Below are 19,326 nucleotides of genomic sequence, written 5' to 3' on the forward strand. Positions count from 1 at the left end.
GGCTTGGTTATTCCGCTCTGAGTGCTTGCATTGGTTGGACTGAGGCTGCTCGACGAGCCGGTATCATGCAGGCTAGAAGCGCTGAAACGAGAAGCAGCAGTGCAACGGATAGGAAGACCGATAGGTCGATTTTGCCCATTCCATAGAGCGTTTTTTGCATTCCCCATCCCACGAAGTATGCTCCGACGGCGCCCACCGATAGGCCGATCGCTGCAAGTGCCATGCCCTCTCTAACGATGAGTCCGACGACGTTGCGTCGACTTGCACCGAGCGCCATACGTAATGCGATCTCGTGGGTTCGCTGAGCGATTGAGAACGAGATCACCCCGTAGACTCCGATGGATGCCAGGAGTAACGCGACCACAGCAAAGACAACGAAGAGGATGAGGGTGAAGCGATCGTTTGAAAGAACCCGGTCGTGAATCTCTTCCATCGTGCGAGGTTCAGCCAACGCGATGTCAGGGTCTACTCGATGAACGGCTTCCGCAATCGAATGAACCATAGCAGCAGGGTCAGTTGTTGTTCTGACACCAATAGCGGAAGCGGGCCAGGGGATTTGCCAGAAAGGGATAAGCATTTCTGGATTTCCTTCAGCCCTCTCGCGGCTATGGACATTGTGATAAATCCCGATGATTTGCCATTCTTGCGGTGCGCCAAGTTTTGTAACGCCTGGTATGAGCTCTTCCACAGAGATGCGAGTGGATAGCGGGTCGGTGTCCTTGAGGTACTTCTTTGCGAAGTCCTCGTTGACTACAGCCACTTTGACGGAAGAGGCTGCATCCTGATCCGTGAACGAGCGGCCCCGCGTTAGGGCGATGCCGAACGTTTGGAAATAGTCAGGTGTCACCATTCCGTACCCTGTGTTCGGACGCATGGATGGGTCATTGAAGGCTGGCTTTCCGACAATGGTGAATGGCATACCAAAGCCAGGGCCGTAGAGAGGCGTTCCGGTTTCAGCGGAGACTGAGGTAACCCCCGGCACTGAATGGATACTGGCAAGTATCTGGCGGTAATAAGTAACGACTCGTTGCGGGTCTTTTGACCTCGTCTCCGGTACGGGAAGATAGAACGTCAGAGCGTGATCCGGACGGATGCCCAGGTCTACATCCAGAAGTTTGACGAAGGAATGAATGGCGAGCCCTGCGCCTGTCAGCAATGAGAGTGCGAGAGCGAATTCGCCGATTACGAGCATCTGCCTCAAGCGGTGGTGCCCAACGCTGGTGCCTGTTCGGCCGCCTTCTTTGAGAGCTTCTCCTGGATCAATACGTGATGCATACCAGGCTGGAGCGGAGCCGAAGAGAACTCCTGCGAGCGTTGTCGCGGCGAGTGTGAAGAAGAGAACGGGAAGATTGAGATGTAAGTCGGCCTCAGTGGGAAGCGTGTTCTGCGGCATTATGGCGACTAACGCCTGTAGCATTGCCCATCCCACACCGATCCCAAGGATTCCACCGACCGCCGCGAGGAGCAGGCTTTCCAGTAGGAGTTGTTCGAAGAGCATCTTTCGGCTCGCTCCGAGAGCGCTACGGACTGCGAGTTCCTTTTGGCGGCTCATGCCTCGAGCTAGAAGCAGATTCGCTACATTGACGCACGCAATCAACAGGACAAAGCCGACAGCGCCCAACAGAATCCAGAGTGTCTGCTTGCGCTCAGAGGGCAGGAAGTCGTTCTTGAGTGGTTCCACGAACGAACCCCATCCCTTGTTGCTCTTTGGGTACGCTTCAGCGATGTGGGAGGTGACGGAATCCATATCCGCCTGTGCCTGTTTGAGCGTGACACCGGGCTTCAGACGTCCGATCGAGAGCAGCCAGTGGAAGTCGTGGTTCAATTGTTCCGGTTTGAAGACGAGCGGAACGATGAGTTGGGCGTCGTTGCGATCAGCTACCCCGGGAGCGAGAATACCGACTACGGTGTAAGGCTCAGTGTTAACGTGCATGGTCTTGCCGACGAGACTGCTGTCAGAACCGAGGTGGGACCAGAGCTTATGCGTCAGGATGACGACGTGATCTTTGCCTTCCTTTCCTTCTTCCGGAAGGAAGTCGCGTCCGAGGAAGAACGGGTTTCCAAGCATGTTGTAGTAACCGGGAGTTACCTGCATGCCGTCTATGTTTTCCGGGACATCCTTGGTGGCGATGTTGAAGGACCCGCCGGTGAAGGCGCTCAGCGTGGAAAATGAGCGGGATTGATTGTTCCAATCAGTGTAATCACCCGCCGAGATGCCATTGTGATAGGTCTTAATCTTTGACCAAACAACCACTAGTTGCTCAGGGTGCGGGTAGGGAAGTGGGGCGAGCAGAGTTGCGTAATCGACCGTGAAAATAGCAGTGTTGACGCCAATTCCAAGAGCTAATGTCAGAAGGATCGTGATCGTCAATCCTGGACTTTTCCAAAGAAGCCGTACGGTATGGCGAAGGTTGCGCAACAAACTCGGCATCGACGATCCTCACTCGCTTTTGGTCGAATTCATACTACTGATTCCTTCGTTCTCGAGTAACAACTTGCATTTAATCGTTCAAGTTTCGTCTCGATAGCTCGCGCGAGGCATGCTTTCCCATCGAATCATTTGCTCTGCACGGGAGGGTAGCTGTCACACTCCACATCACAAGGGACGTATCGATCAGAAAGTAGTTATCCATAGCCCCGGGAAAGATTTGCCGTTTGTGAGAGCTTTAGAGACTGCGGTAGCAGTGGGGGCGTTGGATCCGCGCTTGATGGGAGGGTTCGAGCTGCTCGAAGGATGAGGATGCCTTGCGGTTGTCCCTCTCGGATGACTTCCTTGATTGGATCGATCCGCACGATGAGACCTGTTTGAGGGATGCGTCGAGCAGAGATCCGGAAGGGGAGTGGTCCATCGTGATGATGGTTTTGCTCTTAATCTCACACGCAATTATCTGCCGTCTTCGATAGTTAGTTCAGATTCCTAACCACCATGCAAACTTTTGTTGACAGCCCACTAGGGGTTTGCTACATATGAACCAGTCCTCACCAAACAGTTTCTTGGGATAGCACACAGAGAAAAGAACATCCTCTCTGAACGCTCGTCCGCGCGTCCGCATCCGTAGTTGTTGCTTCTCGCCGATGCCCCTCTCTGCTCGCTTGTTCGTCGGAGCTGGCCTCGGCACCGTTGTCTCCAACCGTTGCTGTACCAAGAAGGAAAACTGCCGGGCTGTTTCTGCCCGACCGTCTGTAGTCCGTTTTCAGCAGGCCGCTGTTCTCTTTTGTTCCTAAAGGATCAAAGGAATTCCGTATCTCCGCGATTGCGAAAGGGTCGACTGATGTACTGTTTTTCAACACGCCAAATTCGATTGTCGTTGCTTGCCTTGCTGCTACTCGGGAGTTTCTCGTCGAGCAGCCTTGCCCAGAGGGGAAATCGCGGCGGTGGGGGCGCTCAGCAGGAGGCCAAGCCGATAGAAGGGCTGATCCCTGTGACCGATCCGCTGGTTGTTTCCAAGTGTGGGACGTGTCACACAGCGGACGCGAAGGGAAATCTGACCCGTATCTCTGCAGTGCGCACCACGCCTGAAGGTTGGGAAGAGGCGATTAAGCGCATGGTGCGCTTGAATGGTTTGCAGCTGTCACCAGACGATGCTCGCAAAATCCTAAAGTATCTCAGTGATAGCCATGGGCTGGCCCCGGAAGAAGCTGCTGAAGTGCAGTACTTTGCGGAGCATCGCATCATCGATGAGAAATTTCCGGACGCTGCGGATACACGACGTGCATGCGCTTCTTGCCACGCCATTGCAAAGCCGTTGAGCTGGCGGCGCGCTCCAGAAGACTGGGATTTGCTGAAGAATATGCATCTTGCTTACTTCCCGTCGATTCAGAATTCGTTTGGAGGCGGACCCGGTGGTGGTGGCGGAGGAGGAGCGCAGGGCGGAGCTCCCGCTGCGGCTGCAGCGCCGGCCGGAGGTGCTCCTGCAGGACCTCCGCGGACAGCAGTGGATACTGCGCTTGCGTATATCAAGAAATCCGCTCCGCTGACGACTCCTGAGTGGTCAGCATGGGCTCCTAATGTGTCGACTCCGAAGCTCAGCGGCGCCTGGACGTTGACGGGATATATGCCGGGTAAAGGGAAGTTCTTCGGACGGACCAAGATTACTGAGACACCGAGCGGCTATACGACGCATACGGAACTCTCATTCCTAAAGGGCGGCGAGGTGACTTTGGATGGCTCCTCGCTTATCTACACAGGGTATGCGTGGCGTGGACGCGCCAAGGGACCGGCAAAGATCGAAGGTATCGATATGCCGTCTGGCTTGCGCGAAGTAATGATGTTGTCAAAGGATCAGACCGCGATCACAGGGCGTTGGTTTTGGGGTGTCTACCAGGAATTTGGAATGGATGTGACTCTGCATCGAGAGACACCGGCGCCAGCAGTATTGGGAACGGATGTGTATTCGCTCAAGGCTGGTGTCACGGACGCTCCTGTAACGGTATATGGTTCACATCTCAGCACGTCACTTACACCTGCGGACATTGACCTTGGCAAGGGTGTGACGGTGACTAAGGTTGTGAGCGCAACACCTGACAAGCTGACGCTGACTGCCAGTGTTGCTGCGGATGCAGTACCAGGGCCGCGTGTGATCTCTGTCGGTGGAGTGATTCTGCCGTCAGCATATGCGGTGTACAAGAAGATCGATCATCTCAAGGTATTGCCAGTCACATCGATGGCGCGGTTGGGCAGCGAACCGCATGCCAAGGGTTACATGCAGTTCGAGGCGATTGCCTATACCAACGGACCGGATGACAAGCCGAATACCGATGACGACGTTGCTCTTGGTCCTGTGCCAGCGACGTGGGCAATCGAAGAATTCATCTCTGCCTACGGTGATGACGATGTGAAGTACGTGGGGAAGATTGATCCAGCGACCGGTTTCTTTACTCCAGGATCCGATGGGCCGAACCCCGAGCGTAAATCACAACGCAATAACTACGGCGACGTGTGGTCGGTTGCTCGCTACACACCACCGGGAGAAACGAAACCCCTCATTGGCAAAGGCTATTTCATTGTCACTGTGCCGCAGTATGTGCAGTGGGATCAGCCGGAGGTGGCGCAATGATGTATTCCAAGTCTCAAGTGCATACCTTTCGAGGGGCGGAGCATGACTTCGCCTACCTTGTTCCCAGCGGCGGCATTGTGGCGTTGGATGGCATCTCCACGGAAGTATTAAAGCGCCTCGAAGACCAGCCAATGTCACGTGAGAGGCTGATCGTTGAGCTGGTCGAAAGTGGTTACAGTTACGCTGAAGCCGCGGAGTGCGTTGATGAGTTGCAAGAGGTCCGTGCCATTCAGGATGGACCTGCTGTATACGAGCCGTCACAAGCGCTGCCAGAAGACTTTCCTCTGCAGAGCATTGTGCTGAACGTAACGAATCAGTGCAATCTGTCCTGCTCTTACTGTTATGAGTTCGGAGAAGACAAGATTGCTACTCCTGACGGTAAGAAGAAGTTTATGGACATGGAGACTGCGAAGGCCTCCGTGGACTATCTCCTTGATGAGTCAGGTGATCGTCCCAGTGTTCACATCACCTTCTTCGGTGGCGAAACACTGATGAACTTTCCGCTGATGAAGCAGGTGGTCATCTACGCGCGAGAAGAGGCAACGAAGCGTGAACGTAAGGTGGAGTTCAGCCTGACGACGAACGCGACACTGCTCTCTGAGGCTATCGTTGATTTCCTGGTGGAGCATGGCATTGGCGTGACAGTCAGTATGGATGGCACGCGAGAGATGCAGGACAAGTTTCGAATCTTTTCCAATGGTAAAGGCAGTTACGACATCATCAAGCCGAAGGTTAAGAACCTGATCTCTAAGCATCGTGCACGGCCTGTTGGTGCGCGAGTGACGATGACTTCTGGCGCGATGGACGTGCGCGCTATTTATGACCATTTGAAGGGCGAGCTTGGATTCCATGAGGTTGCATTTGCGCCTGTGACCACATCGCCAGATCGGTTGTACTCCATCGGCGAGCCCGGCATGGGACGCGTTCTGGAGCAGTTCAGTGATCTGGCGGACGAGTACCTGGCGTATGCGTTGCGTGGAGAGCATCATGGCTTTTCTAACGTGAGTGATACGTTGGCAGAACTCCACCAGGGCGTAAACAAGTCTCTGCCATGCGGTGCGGGGCTGGGCATGGTTGGGGTTGGCCCTTCTGGTGACATTGCTCCTTGCCACCGCTTTGTGGATTCGGATGAACACGCAATCGGCCACATTTCTGAAGGCATCGACAAAGAGAAGCGCGCTGACTTTCTTGGCCGAGGCAATGTCGACACAAAGTACGACTGCCATTCGTGCTGGGCAAGACCGCTATGTGCGGGCGGTTGCCATCATGAAGCTTTTGTCCGGTATGGCGATACGGGCCATGCGAACCTTCACTATTGCGATTGGATCCGTCAATGGACGCATAAGTGCCTAGAGATATACGGCGCTATTGCAGAGAAAAATCCAGCATTTCTACAGCACTTTGAAGAGAGGAAGACTGCATGAAGCATCTGCACGCCATCAATAAAAAGGCACATCGGATCGCGGCTCAGGTTGAAGCAGAAAAGAGCGACGTCATCGCGTTGCAGCGAGGAGGCGGAGCTCAGCAGGCATTACCACACGTCCCCATGGGCTGCTCGATCATCTTCTCTCCAGGTTGGGAAGTGGATTCGGCCGGTGGAACCGCAGGTCTTTGCCAGCCTGTGGAGCGCGATATCTACGACTGCTATGTGACCTGTTTCTGGCCGGCGCAGGTGCCGGATCACATGAACAACTATCCCGACTGGACAAGCAAGTGCGCGCTTGCCACGAAGGATTGGCGCAGCATGGACATCGTCTTCCCATAAGGCACCGTTGGTTACATCTTCCGCTTTTTACTGCATTTGCTTTGAGAGGAGCATCATGCGTTTGATTGTGAAATTTGCCGCCGTCGTCACTTTGCTATCGAGCACGGTTTGCTTTGCTGAACTTCCAAAACCGACGAAGTCGACGAAACCAGCGGAACCACAGTTGATGTATCTGGGCACGTGGCCGCATGCCATTCGTGTCATCGACATGAACACTGAGAAGGTTGTCGACACGATCGAGCTTCCTACGGATATCGCGCGTACGTTGGTGCTCTCTCCAGACAAGACGAAGTTGTACGCTTCGAGCTTGCGTGACAACTGCATTGTGACGATCGATCTGAAGACTCGCAAGGTGATCGACTCGTTCTCGTTGAATACGCCGACGGAACAGAACCGTATTGCGGGTCTTGGTGTCGATCCTAACGGCAAGCTGATGTATACCCAGATCACCACTTTCATCAAGAAGAGCGATCGCTTCGAGGTGGAAGATCCTAAATGGGCCGTCATTGACCTGGAACAGAAGAAGGTCACACGCACCGTTCCAGTGCCGCAGGCAGAGCGTAACGCAGGTGGTGGCGGTGGTGGTCGCGCTCCGTATCGCATATCGCCGGATGGAAAATTTCTCTATGTCGTTCGGCAGAATATTCAGATCTACAACACATCGGACTTCAAGTTGGTAAAGACGATTGATCTTGCCAGCACGGCTGCACCGCCGGGTACGGAGACACTGTCGTTGAATCTGATGGATGATCCGAATGCGCCGACGGGACGTATCTGGGGCATCTTCAACTCGACTGATCCCTATGTGCACCGGGCGATCTTTGGTTTTGCGGACATTGACTTGTTCAATGGTGACTATCAGCTGACGCCGATTGCGCCGAGCGAAGGCAGCTTGCAGCCCATGATGATTACGCCGGATCACAAAATGGGATACACCGTCTTCACGTCAGGTACGCACGGTGATCGCATCACCGAGTTCTGGGCGTTTGATCTGGATAGCAAGAAGATCGTGGCACGCAAAGAATTCCCAGGACGCACGCGTCTAGCGGCATTTGGTATGTCAGCAGATGGCAAGAAGCTGTTGATCTACAGCGCGGGCTACGAAGTTGAGGTGTACGACACGAAAACCATGGCGTTAGAGAAGTCGATTGACCTTGGTGGTGATACGACATCGAACCTGATCGTGATGCCGTTCCATCCGTAAACGGATGTTTTGTAGACATGCAGGAGGCGAGTGGTTGAAGTGCACTTCGCCTCCTGATCTATTTTCCCCAAGCGTTGGAAGCAGGATCATGCAGCAGAAGGAAAGAGCTTCAATTCCGTACCGTCAGTATCGGAGAGCGATGGTGTTTGTCGCGCCCTTCTGGCGAGGACTGACGTTTGTTTTGCTGCTCGGCCTATTCTCGACGGTTGTCAGTCTTGCCCAGCCATATATCTCCCGTCTGTTGATTGACAATGCATTACTGCGCCACAACATGTCAGCGTTGTTGCGGATTGCATTTCTGATGCTGGCAGTAACTGTTGTCGGATTTGTGGTGAATGCTCTATCGAATTACGTCTACACCCGCGTCTCCGCAGAGAGCCTGTTTCAGATGCGGCTTGCAGTGTTTGAGCATTTGCAGAGGCTCTCGCCCCGATACTTTGCGCGGCAGAAGCTCGGCGATATTGTCTCGCGCATTAACAACGACATCGGTGAGGTGCAGCGCGTCTGCTCAGACACGTTGCTCTCCGTCTTCTCCAATGTGCTGTTCCTGGTGGGTAGCCTATTCATGATGGCGTGGCTGAATCCACGGCTTATGCTTGCAAGTGTTTGTTTGCTGCCGATCAGTATTTTTGCTCTGCGTCATTATCAGAATCGTTTGATGATTCACACCGCGGAGCTTCGGCAACGCAGCTCAGACCTCGGCAGCTTTCTGATTGAAGCCATCATGGGACTGCGATTGATTGTGACTTCAACCGCAGAACAGCGCGAGACTCAGAAATTCCGCAATCACAATAGCCGTTTTGTGGCGTCGCTGCTTTCAATGCAAATGACGTCGTTCTATGCAAGTGCATTGCCTGGCACAGTCCTTACGCTCTCGACTGCCATTGTGTTCCTATACGGCGGAAGTCTGGTGATCCATGGGGCGCTGACTGTAGGAGCATTTGTTGCCTTTTTGGCATATCACGTGAAGCTACTCGGCCCGGTGCAGAATCTTCTTGGTATCTACACCAGTCTGCTCACGGGTGGCGTGTCTCTGGCTCGTGTGTTTGAAGTTCTCGACGTGCCGGTGGAGGTGATAGAAGCCAATGATCCCACTTCGCTAGTGCCGCTGCAGAGTGAGATCCGACTGGAAAATGTGAGCTTTCGCTATCTACCGAACGTGCCTGTTTTAGAAGATGTGTCGATGCGTTTGCGGAAGGGCCGGCTGCATGTGTTGGTAGGGCCAAGCGGCGCAGGTAAGTCAACTGTGGGTGATCTGTTGGTGCGGTTCTTCGATGTACACGCTGGGAAGATCACGGTAGATGGCGAAAACATCCGCGACTTTTCGCTATCCGATCTCCGCAGCATGATCGCGGTCGTGGAGCAGACACCTTATCTATTCCACGCTTCGGTTCGTGAGAATATCGCATACGCTCATCCTGAAGCGACCATTTCTCAGATACACGAAGCGGCACGGCAAGCGGGCATTCACGAGTTTCTACAACGCTTGCCGGAGCGCTATGAAACGATGATCGGCGAACGTGGCTCTACGCTCTCTGTTGGTGAGCGTCAACGTATTGCGCTGGCACGTGCTCTGCTTCGCGATCCACAGGTGCTGGTGTTGGACGAGCCAACTTCTGCACTTGACCCGGAGGCTGAAGCGATAGTGACTGATGAATTGACCAACAACCTTCGCGGCCGGACAACGTTGGTGATTACACATCGTGCGTCGTTGGTGCATGCTGCTGACTATGTATTTGTTCTCAGCGGAGGTCGAATCATTCAAGAAGGAGCGCCGCACGCCCTGCCGCAGGGCGACGGTGCTTGGGTGCAAAGCTTTGGTCGCGAGACGGTCCAGGTGGAAACGGCGACAGTATGAGTAAACCGGTTCGCATTGCGATCTTAGATAGCGGTGTTGCGGTGAATCATGCACATATCTCTCGTCCAGTGTCTGGTGGCGTCACGATCACCTCTGACGGCATTTCAGAAGGATATGCGGACATGCTCGGGCATGGAACTGCAGTATGTGCGTTGATTCAGGCTATGGCACCAGAAGCGCAGGTATTCTCGGTAAAAGTATTCGATCGAAGACTGGCGACCACAGCATCTATCGTTATGCGTGCGATTGAATGGTGTCTGGAAAACAGCATGGACATTGTGAATCTAAGCCTCGGCACTGCAAATTCCGATCATCGGCAACAGTTTGCTGCTGTAGTCGACAGGGTGTGTGTGGCAGGGGCAGTCCTGGTCTCTGCTTATGAGGTGAATGACACTTTGATGTTGCCGGGATCCATGCGCGGTGTCGTGGGAGTGGTGGAAGACACAGCGTGCGAACGTGAAGAAGTTCGCGTGTTGCCCGGAGACCCACGGCGGGTGACAGCTTGTCCCTATCCATTGGACATTGCAGGTGTACCTCGCGAACGCAATCTTCGTGGTGTGAGCTTTTCTGTCGCACATGTGTCTGCGCGGCTTGCGTGCTTGAGAGCTAACGATGCGCGCACACCATGGGAAGAGCTTCTGCGTGGTGCGTCTGTCGCAACAGCGGTTTGATTCGCGTTACGGCCTATCGATCGGAATGAGATCTCGCCCGACTAATCGATAGCGTGGTGGAGATGCTTGCGTGAGCAACGTGGAGAGATACTGCGCGCCTTTGTTTAGCACGTCCACCTGTTCTCGCCAGAAATCGCTTGTGCCGCCGGATTGATAGAACTGCAGGCAGACTTCAAGGTGTCGTGCAAAGCCCAGGCAGAGACGGCTTTCATAGTGTTCCGCTAACTCTGCAATGGGGTGTCCTGCTAAGCCAGCACGTATCACCGCTGCAGCTAAAAAAGCTTCCCGAATGGCATTGCCTGCTCCTTCTCCACAGAGCGGATCGAAGCTCATTGCCGCACTTCCACACGCAATGATTCCAGGCTCAGTAAGTGTGAGTGCAAGTTGCGACGACGCGGGAACGAGCGCAGAAGTTGGTGTCACAGAATCTAGTTGATGAGAGATAAGTCTGCTGTCCTGGAGAAGTACTTGTGGCGTATCCCCGACGGCCATCAGGGTTGCTTGTCCTTCACCTCGCGGCAGCAGGAAGAGCCACCCGTTGGTCGTTGATTCCACCCAGCAAGCATCGTCTGGAGCAGTAGGAAGAAGCTGCGCGACGGCGATGTGTGCATAACGTTCACCAACACGCAGCGCAGATTCAATGGAGGCGTTCGAGCCGAGGGTCTTTATCTTCCATGCGCATCCCTCGGACTCAACATGATTGCGGTCAAAAGATGTTTGATCCCATAGCCGTTCCAACAGAACGTCTTCTGGTGCTACAAGCCCGAGATGAGGAAATGACACTGCCTCCTTTGCATTGCCCCAGAGCACAATACGACGCCGAATTGGAAGGAAGCCGGCGTACAGCGCATCGCCTGCATCTGCAATAGGAAAGATTTCGTGCAAGAGATACTGCGTGGCCTGGCTCAGCAGAATGGCTGCAACTTTAGGTCGTTGGGTTTTCTCGCCGATGCAAGCGACGCCAGCGTCGCGTAGAAGGCGTGTCAAGCAAACAGATGCGATGCCATCACCCTCCATGCAAACCAATGCACTCATGCTTTCTGTTCCTTATGACGAGCATGTCATAGATATGCCAGATCGTATGTCTATCTCCAAAAAGAACCTGCGAGGGAGGCCCTCGCAGGCTGAGGAGGTAGTACAACACAAATCGGCTAGAAGGAGAGGCGGCCTGTCAGCATCATGGAGCGAAGGCCAAGATCACCTGCTGTTTGCATAGCCGTGGAGACACCGAAAGAAGAAGGTGTTCCAATGACGACCGCCGGATCAGCATAGTTGTGGCGGTTAAAAAGGTTCTGTACCTGGACTCCGGCATCCAACCTGATCTTTTCGGTGAAGGCCAGTCCCTTCATAAGGGTTATGGAAAGCGAGCTGGCTCCATTGCCAACAAGACTTCCAACGGCGGTGTTTCCTTGACGTCCCGGAGTCGCCGCTGTGGCCGAAGCCATCACTGGCTGATACGCCGCAACAGAGCTTCCGTTTAAGTACGCAAGACGATTACGAGCGCCGCAGGATGTGCAGCTATACGGCGAAACGCCTGGCACGACGTCGGGACGGATGGTGTATCCCGAGCCGTAGCCCGCGTTATTCGCAGTGCCTGTGGGATCACCCTGTGCAGATGTCTGTGACGGCGTGAGGAACGCTCCGCTTTGGCCAACGAAGAAACCGCTAAGCGACCAGTTGGAGACGGCCTTATTGACGATGAAGTTGGATGTTCCGAGCAGGCTCTGTCCACGTCCGAAGGGTAAGTTATAGAGGAACGATGCAAGATAGCGATGCTTGCGTGTTGAATTCGGAACGTTGCCGTAATCCTGCATTGGTTTGTAAACGTTGGTGATGGTGTTGTTGGAAAGATTGCGTGCAAAGGTATAGCTGGTCTGGAACTGCAGACCCTTCGTCATGCGATGGTTTGCTTCCAGGGTAAGAGCGTTGTAGTTGGTTTGAATTACATTCTGCAGGAAGGTGATGTTTCCCAAGTAGGGGTATGGCTCTTGTGACTGTGCAGGTGCAGCCGCGCCTGCTGCCAAAGACTGATATGGGATCTGATTGATGCTGGAGAGATTGTTGAGCTTCTGCGCATGGTTACCCATGTAAGTCACCCGCACACCAGTGTCAAAGCCAACTGACTGCTCCAGTGTAAGGTTCCATTGCTGCATGGTTGGGTCACGATAGTTAGGAGTCTGTCCGTAGGAAAAGCTCAGAGCAGAGGATGCAGAAGGTGTGGTGGCGAATGGTGTGGGGAAGGCCAACACAGGTGCGCCATTGGAATATGTATTCGTATAGTTGGCCACTGCGCTGGCACTGACAGCCCAGCCCGCATTTACTCCCTGTCCCAGCGGGGCTACAACGAACTGGCCAAGGCCACCACGGACGACGGTCTTATCGTTGTGAAGTGGACGCCATGCAAAACCAAAGCGTGGTGCAAAGTCAATTTTAGTTGGGTTAGTAAGGCCGCGTCCCAGCCCAGCCTGTGCTGCTGTGATGATCGGGTAGGGGCTGACGGAAGTTCGGAACTGCGCGATGACGTTGTTTTGCACTGCGTAGTCACTGGGCACAACCACCGCACCGCGGACGGTTTGACCGTTAGACGTCGAGTAGTAATCCGTGAGGAAGTTTGCTGTGTTGTCGAACTTGTCAGTAAACGGCGGATGGTATTCGTATCGCAGGCCATAGCTAAGCGTGAGTGAATTCGTGACTTTGAAATCGTCCTGCATATAGAACGCGTAGGCATTGGCGCGGCCATTTTGGTCTGGCTTCAGAACGTCTGTGACGGTCGTGGTGTCAGGGATGCCTTGCGCGAATTGGGCTACAGCCGCAACCGTCGTCACGGTAGAGGGAGCGCCTGCTTGCATCATCTTTGTGCCCACGGCACTGGTTGTTTGAAATACGTAACGACCAAGCCGTGTGCTTCCGAAAACATTGGAGCTGTATGCATACATGCGGCGAAGATCGCCGCCAAACTTGACCGTGTGGCGTCCATGTGTCCAGGTCATGCTGTCTGTGAATTGGTAGGTGTTGCTGCTACGAATGCTGCTGCTGCCAGTGATGCTGGTCAGTCCCGTGATCGTAAGACCGGGTTCCGCTGCAACAGATGTTGGCAAAAGATTGGGGATACCCTGGATGCCCGCGTTGGCGATCACAGATGAGTTTGAATTGAAGCTGGATGCCGAGATGTACTTACTTAAGCCTGAGCGAAACTCGTTGAATAAATATGGCGTGAGGATGTAGTTGTAGGCCCCGGTGAGGCTCGTGTCTTTTTCGGGTGTTGAGATTGTGCCACCCAATCCGCTGTTCAAAGCACTCTGTACAGAACGCTGTTTGTAGCTATAGCGCACATATGCCGTCTGTCGAGAGGTGAAGGTTTGATCAAACCGCGCGTCGCCCTGCTCCGATCCAATCGGCGTATTAATGTTGGTGGTGTAGTTGTTTGCAAGTTGTCCGACCGAACCCGTGTTGGGCGTCGGGTAGTACGTGTTCATTAAGTATTTGGATGTGGAGCTCCACTGCGAGACAGGGATCTGGTTGCCCGACCATGGCGTGATGCCGTCAGCATGGTAAAGCTGCTTGGTGAATGCGGAGAAGTCTCCGTTACGTTCCGCAAGGGTGGGAACGCTTAATACCGCGGTGGATTGGTTAGGACGGCGCAGCCCTTCGTAACTTAGGAAATAGAAAGTCTTATCCTTGCCGTTATAGAGCCAAGGGATTTTTACAGGACCACCGTAGAACCCGCCAAAATCATTCAGAACAAGATTGGCTTTGTTGGTCGGTGTGAAAGGGCTGTTGGAGTTAAACCCCTTTGACTGATAGTTATCAAAGGCCTGGCCATGTGAGTTGTTATTGCCACCCTTGGATACTGTGGTGATGTCAGTCGTGCCGCCGAACTCTGCCGCATTTGCATTCTGGCTCACCCGGATTTCTTCGATCGCATTGAACGAGGGAAACATTTCCTGCGCCACGCTGGCGGAGTTCACGTTCATGGTGCTGATGCCGTCGACAGTGATGTTCATCATGGCCTGTGTTGCGCCTGCGACGTTCAGGTTGCCGCTGGAATCCTGAGTAACGCCTGCTTGTGTTTGAAGTGTCGAGTAGGGGCTCGTTGAACCACCCTGAATGGAGGAGATTGCAATGGGAAGAGTTGTGAGTTCAATGCCTTCGCGAGTCTGTGCGATGTTGGGGGTGTCGGTATTGATGACGGCTGCGGCAGCCTGCACGGTGACGGATGTGTTCGCTGCACCGATGGTCAGAACGCCATCTGCACGCCGAGTTTCACGCGATAGCAGTGTCAGATCCGTGAAGGTCAGTTTGGTGAATCCGGAAGCTTCAATCTCGATCGTGTAGTCGCCCGGTTCTATGTTCAAAAGCTCATACTGTCCCGCTTTGTTGGTTACATCCACAACAGATCTGCCTGTTTTCACGTTGCTCAAAGTCACTTTGGCACTCACGATCACAGAACCTGATGGATCCTTAACCGTGCCGACGAACGATCCTGTCGTGGATTGTGCGTGTGCGGTGTTCGGGGTGGCAATGGCGCTGAGAGAAAGCACTGCGGCAAACGACACGGGGAGAACCCGTCCGGAACGGAATGTAAAAACAGACATGCATCAACCTCATATGGGCAGTGGACTGTGTTGCGAATTGCGAGACGACAGAGACGATTTCCAGTCAATCAACGCGCCATGGGGACATGACGCGGCGCAGCAGGCACAACGGTACGACGCAGCACAACGAGTCGGGCATTTGACGAAATGCCTGTGAGATGCGGGATGCAAGCGGTTAGCAAACAGCGCGCCAGCTATGCACGTGGACCTAGCCAACAAGCAATACAGCTCTCCGGATGTTCGGCGGAGCGCTTTGGATTTTTGAGGTGTCTGACTCCAGAACTTAGCGGCAGAGCCGCGACGTGTCAACGAAAAAGTGAATGTTCGTTAAGAAAACTAACTACAAGAAGCCGCAGCCACTAGCTGAAAGTTCGAAGTTCTCACTTCGTCATCGCGCTCGCTCTTGGAGTTGAAGGTAGTTAGGTTAGTTAATAATAGAAGTGCTAGAGAGGCTGTGCTTTGTCCAACTAGATGGGAAGGCTCCAGCAAAGCTCTATGCTTGTGCAGACTTTTCTGCACCGGTTCCTTTTGTTTCGAGCCCGAGCTCTACAGAGACGGTAGAGTGACCTGTCACGATGAAGAAGAACGAATCGGCTGCTCCGTAGACATCCTGAGTTTGCCTACCAGTCCCAAGAGGGATGGACGTTCGTTCTCGAGAGGGGTTCCGCCCGGTCGCATGGGGGAACCGTTCACGACTGTAAGAGGACGGTGCACGTCCTTGTTCCAAGGGTTTAAGATTACCGTCCGTGGAACGGCTGCTCAGACTTTTGTCGACGAAATCTCCCGTCTCTGGGCGATGGCTGGTGGTCTGCCTTCTGGCGGCTGGACTCTCCGGGTGTAAGGGCAAACCTGCGCGCGTGGCGGGAGATGCTGGGGGGAACCTAGATTTCAACCGGGACGTGCAACCCATCCTTGCCAGCAATTGCTTTAGTTGCCATGGTCCTGACCCTGGGAACCGAAAGGCTGGACTCAGGCTTGATCTGGAGGAGTCGGCTTTTCGGAAGCGGCCGGGACATCCAGACGCGATCGTCCCCCATCATCCGGAACTGAGTGAACTTGTCAAACGGATCGAATCCAAGAATCCGCACTACCTGATGCCTCAGTCTGCGCAGGGCGATGCCAAGCCGATGAAGCCGGAAGAAATTGCGGTGCTGAAGGAGTGGGTGAAAGAGGGTGCGGTCTACCGCCCGCATTGGGCTTTTGAGGTTCCGGTCAAAGTGCAACTGCCGCAAGTGAACAATGCGGCATGGGCCAAGAACCCCATCGATCGTTTCGTCCTGGCGAGTCTGCAGACGGAGGGGTTGAATCCGTCTCCGGAGGCGGACAAGCGTGCGCTCATTCGTCGTGTCACGCTCGATCTGACCGGCCTGCTGCCCGACCCGAAGGAGGTCGAGGCGTTTGTGAAGGATGCATCGCCGGATGCGTATGAACATGTGGTGGACGCTCTGCTGGCGCGACCGTCGTATGGCGAAGCGCGCACACGGTACTGGCTGGACTACACACGCTATGCGGATACGTACGGAATTCACTTCGATAACAATCGCTACATCTCGCCGTATCGCGACTACCTGATCCGCTCCTTCAATCTGAACAAGCCCTATGACCAGTTTGCGATGGAGCAGATTGCCGGCGACATGATGCCGTCGAAGACACTGGATGCGATCATCGCCAGCGCCTATGTTCGCTCGGGTATCAGCAGCAATGAGGGCGGGGCGATTCCTGAAGAGTTGCGCGTGAACATCGCTCGCGAACGTACCGAGGCTTATGGTGCGGCGTTCCTTGGTCTCACAGTTGGCTGCGCCGTATGCCACGACCATAAGTACGATCCCACCACGCAAAAGGACTTCTACTCGTTAAGCGCGTTCTTCAACAATATGGAAGAGCTTCCTTTCAACGGTGACGCGCCGAATTGGGCTCCGGTGGTACGGATGCCGAAGCCGCAAAACGAAGCAGCATATGACCGCGTGTGGGCGAAGCGAACAGAGCTGCAGAGTGATGTTAATCAGGCTCGTGCAGACGAGCGCGGCATGGTCTCCGCGTGGCTTGCATCGCGGAAGGATCTGCCGACTCCTGTGTCACCGGATGCGATGCAACTTCGCCTGCGGCTTGATGAGGGAGGCGGAGAGGTACTGAAGAACTCGGCGCCTCATTCTATGCCTGCGGAGTTTGCCATTGGTAAGAACAAGCCGCAATGGGGAGAGAACACCTTCCTATGGCCTGATTTCCGTCTAGATACGACGACTCGTATAAGTCTCGGCCAGACCGGCGACATGGAGTGGAATCAGCCGTTCTCTGCAGGCGGTTGGGTGATGCTTCGTATTGCGCCCAGTTTCAGGAACGTGCTCGGAACACTGCTTTCCAAAGTGGATAGCAACAACCAGATGCGCGGATGGGACCTGTTCGTAAATCGCGGAGTTCTCAACCTTCAACTGGCAGACGAAGGACCGACCGGTCTTGTCGTGAAGGATCCCGCACCGGTGAAGGCAGCACCGCAGGCTTTTCATTATGACGATCCTCATCCTCGTCCCAAGCCAGCGCTCAAGAAGCCTGATCCTAAGAAAAAGATGGCAGCGGCACCGCCTCCAGAAGGGAAGAAACCGGGCCGTGCGATCCGTGTCGCTGCGGTAATGCCCATCCCTTCCGATGGCTCGTGGAAACACATCTTCTTTACCTACGATGGTTCGGGGAAGGCTGCGGGCATCAAGCTTTACGTTGATGGCAAGCCGATAGCGACGACAATCATCGTGGACAATCTCCGCCCGAACGATAAGGTTCAGCCGCCTACGATTCGGACGCAAGCGCCCATGATGCTTGGCTGGCGCTATCCCGAGGGCAATCCTGCACACGACACGCGGTATCAGGATCTTCGACTGTATAAGCGCGCTCTGACGACGGATGAGATCGCTCGGCTGCCCTATGAAGACTATGCTGCCGAGTTGGCGGCCGGGCAGACCACACAGTGGAATGCGGATCAATGGCACGCAATGGGTGAGTTCTATCTGAACCACGTCAACGCGGACACGATGGCCAAACAGGCTGAAATCGCAAAGCTGGACGGCGAACTTGCCAAGTTATCGGAGGGTGGTGAACTCTCCATGGTCTCCGCTGAAAAGTCTTCGATCCCATATGCTGATGTTCTAACGCGCGGTGTCTATAGCGCACGTGCAGAACGTGTTGCTGCCAACACACCGCACTATCTTCCCGCATTGCCTGCGAACATGCCGCATAATCGTCTGGCACTGGCGAAGTGGACAGTAAGTCCTCAGAATCCGTTGACCGCTCGAGTTACGGTCAATCGTATGTGGTACGAAGTCTTCGGTACTGGACTGGTGGAGACCACGGAAGACTTTGGCATCATGGGTGGTCGTCCTTCGCATCCCGAATTGCTTGACTGGCTTGCCGTCGAGTTTCGCGAGAGCGGATGGGACATGAAGCACATGTACAAGTTGATGGTGATGTCTGAGGCCTATCGCCAAAGTGCGGTGTCTCGACCCGATCAACTGAAGAGAGATCCCCGAAACCTGTTGCTGGCGCATGGTCCGCGCTTCCGCATGGATGCCGAGATGCTGCGCGACGTCGCGCTTCAGAGCAGTGGTTTGCTTGTGAACAAGATAGGTGGCCCAAGTGTGAAACCGTATCAACCTGCGAACGTGTGGGAGCAGGTAAGCTATCCAACGGCCGACACGGCGAAGTATGAGCAGGACCATGGTGACGCACTCTATCGTCGCAGCATGTACACCTACTGGAAGCGAATGGCTATCCAGCCAGACATGGATGCGTTTGACGCGCCGATGCGTGACGGAGCGTGCACACGCAGACAGCGAACGGACACGCCTCTGCAGGCGTTGGTCACCATGGATGATGTGCAGTGGGTGGAGGCGTCCCGAGCGCTTGCACAGCGCGTTATCAAGCAGGGCGGTCGTCAACCGGAGCAACGCATTCGCTTGTTGAGCAACATCCTCCTTGCTCGCGATCCGTCTCCAAAAACAACGGCAGTATTGATGGCCTCGCTCGACAAGATGCAGAAGCATTATGCGACGGATGTGAAGGCTGCAGATCAGCTCGTCGCCGTCGGCGAAATGAAGCGTGACACGTCGATTTCTGCGCCGGAGCTTGCGGCATGGACTATGGTTGCCAGTGAAATGTTGAACCTGGACGAGACGTTGACGAAGTAAT

The 19,326-nt window shown here is 54.4% G+C and carries 10 protein-coding genes and 1 pseudogene; 8 read left to right on the plus strand and 3 right to left on the minus strand.

Going from position 1 to position 19,326, the window contains the following annotated elements:
• Positions 1–7: 7 nt before the first annotated feature.
• Complete coding sequence (locus tag BLT38_RS06155) at positions 8–2,431, minus strand: ABC transporter permease (RefSeq protein ID WP_083344386.1); 2,424 nt, start codon at positions 2,429–2,431, stop codon at positions 8–10.
• Positions 2,432–3,422: 991 nt separating this feature from the next.
• On the opposite strand from BLT38_RS06155, the gene peaA reads away from it, so the two are divergent.
• The 6 genes from peaA to BLT38_RS06185 all read left to right on the plus strand — a co-directional run bounded on the left by peaA (position 3,423) and on the right by BLT38_RS06185 (position 10,555).
• Entirely contained in the window at positions 3,423–5,057 is a 1,635-nt protein-coding gene (peaA, locus tag BLT38_RS06160; protein WP_197674943.1) for a quinohemoprotein amine dehydrogenase subunit alpha, read from the plus strand.
• Complete coding sequence (gene peaB, locus BLT38_RS06165) at positions 5,054–6,481, plus strand: quinohemoprotein amine dehydrogenase maturation protein (RefSeq protein WP_083344388.1); 1,428 nt, start codon at positions 5,054–5,056, stop codon at positions 6,479–6,481. The genes peaA and peaB overlap by 4 nt, the downstream gene beginning before the upstream one ends.
• Positions 6,478–6,822 carry a quinohemoprotein amine dehydrogenase subunit gamma gene (gene qhpC / locus BLT38_RS06170; RefSeq protein ID WP_083344389.1) on the plus strand — a complete coding sequence of 115 codons (345 nt, stop codon included), beginning with the start codon at positions 6,478–6,480 and terminating at the stop codon, positions 6,820–6,822. Before peaB ends, qhpC begins: the two co-directional genes overlap by 4 nt.
• 55 nt (positions 6,823–6,877) lie before the next feature.
• Positions 6,878–8,026 (plus strand): YncE family protein, encoded by a 1,149-nt coding sequence (locus BLT38_RS06175; RefSeq protein WP_083344390.1) that lies wholly within the window; start codon positions 6,878–6,880, stop codon positions 8,024–8,026.
• A gap of 88 nt (positions 8,027–8,114) precedes the next feature.
• Positions 8,115–9,884, plus strand: coding sequence for an ABC transporter ATP-binding protein (locus BLT38_RS06180; protein WP_172838164.1), 1,770 nt, complete (start codon positions 8,115–8,117; stop codon positions 9,882–9,884).
• The gene (locus BLT38_RS06185; RefSeq protein ID WP_083344392.1) at positions 9,881–10,555 is read left to right on the plus strand and encodes a S8 family serine peptidase; all 675 of its coding nucleotides are present in this window, start codon (positions 9,881–9,883) and stop codon (positions 10,553–10,555) included. The genes BLT38_RS06180 and BLT38_RS06185 overlap by 4 nt, the downstream gene beginning before the upstream one ends.
• A gap of 6 nt (positions 10,556–10,561) precedes the next feature.
• Here the strand turns inward: BLT38_RS06185 and BLT38_RS06190 are convergent, their stop codons facing one another.
• Both BLT38_RS06190 and BLT38_RS06195 read right to left on the minus strand, forming a co-directional pair.
• Entirely contained in the window at positions 10,562–11,590 is a 1,029-nt protein-coding gene (locus BLT38_RS06190; protein WP_083344393.1) for a hypothetical protein, read from the minus strand.
• A 116-nt stretch (positions 11,591–11,706) separates the two neighbouring features.
• The gene (locus BLT38_RS06195) at positions 11,707–15,150 is read right to left on the minus strand and encodes a TonB-dependent receptor (protein WP_083344394.1); all 3,444 of its coding nucleotides are present in this window, start codon (positions 15,148–15,150) and stop codon (positions 11,707–11,709) included.
• 899 nt (positions 15,151–16,049) lie between these two features.
• Here BLT38_RS06195 and BLT38_RS21150 point away from each other — a divergent pair.
• Positions 16,050–16,238, plus strand: a pseudogene (locus BLT38_RS21150) (c-type cytochrome domain-containing protein); the annotation flags it as partial.
• Between the two features lie 6 nt (positions 16,239–16,244).
• A complete protein-coding gene (locus BLT38_RS06200) occupies positions 16,245–19,325 on the plus strand; it encodes a DUF1553 domain-containing protein (RefSeq protein WP_231966787.1) in 3,081 nt (1,026 codons plus the stop codon).
• The last annotated feature ends 1 nt before the right edge of the window (position 19,326 follow it).

This window comes from Terriglobus roseus (assembly GCF_900102185.1).
Lineage (GTDB): Bacteria > Acidobacteriota > Terriglobia > Terriglobales > Acidobacteriaceae > Terriglobus > Terriglobus roseus_A.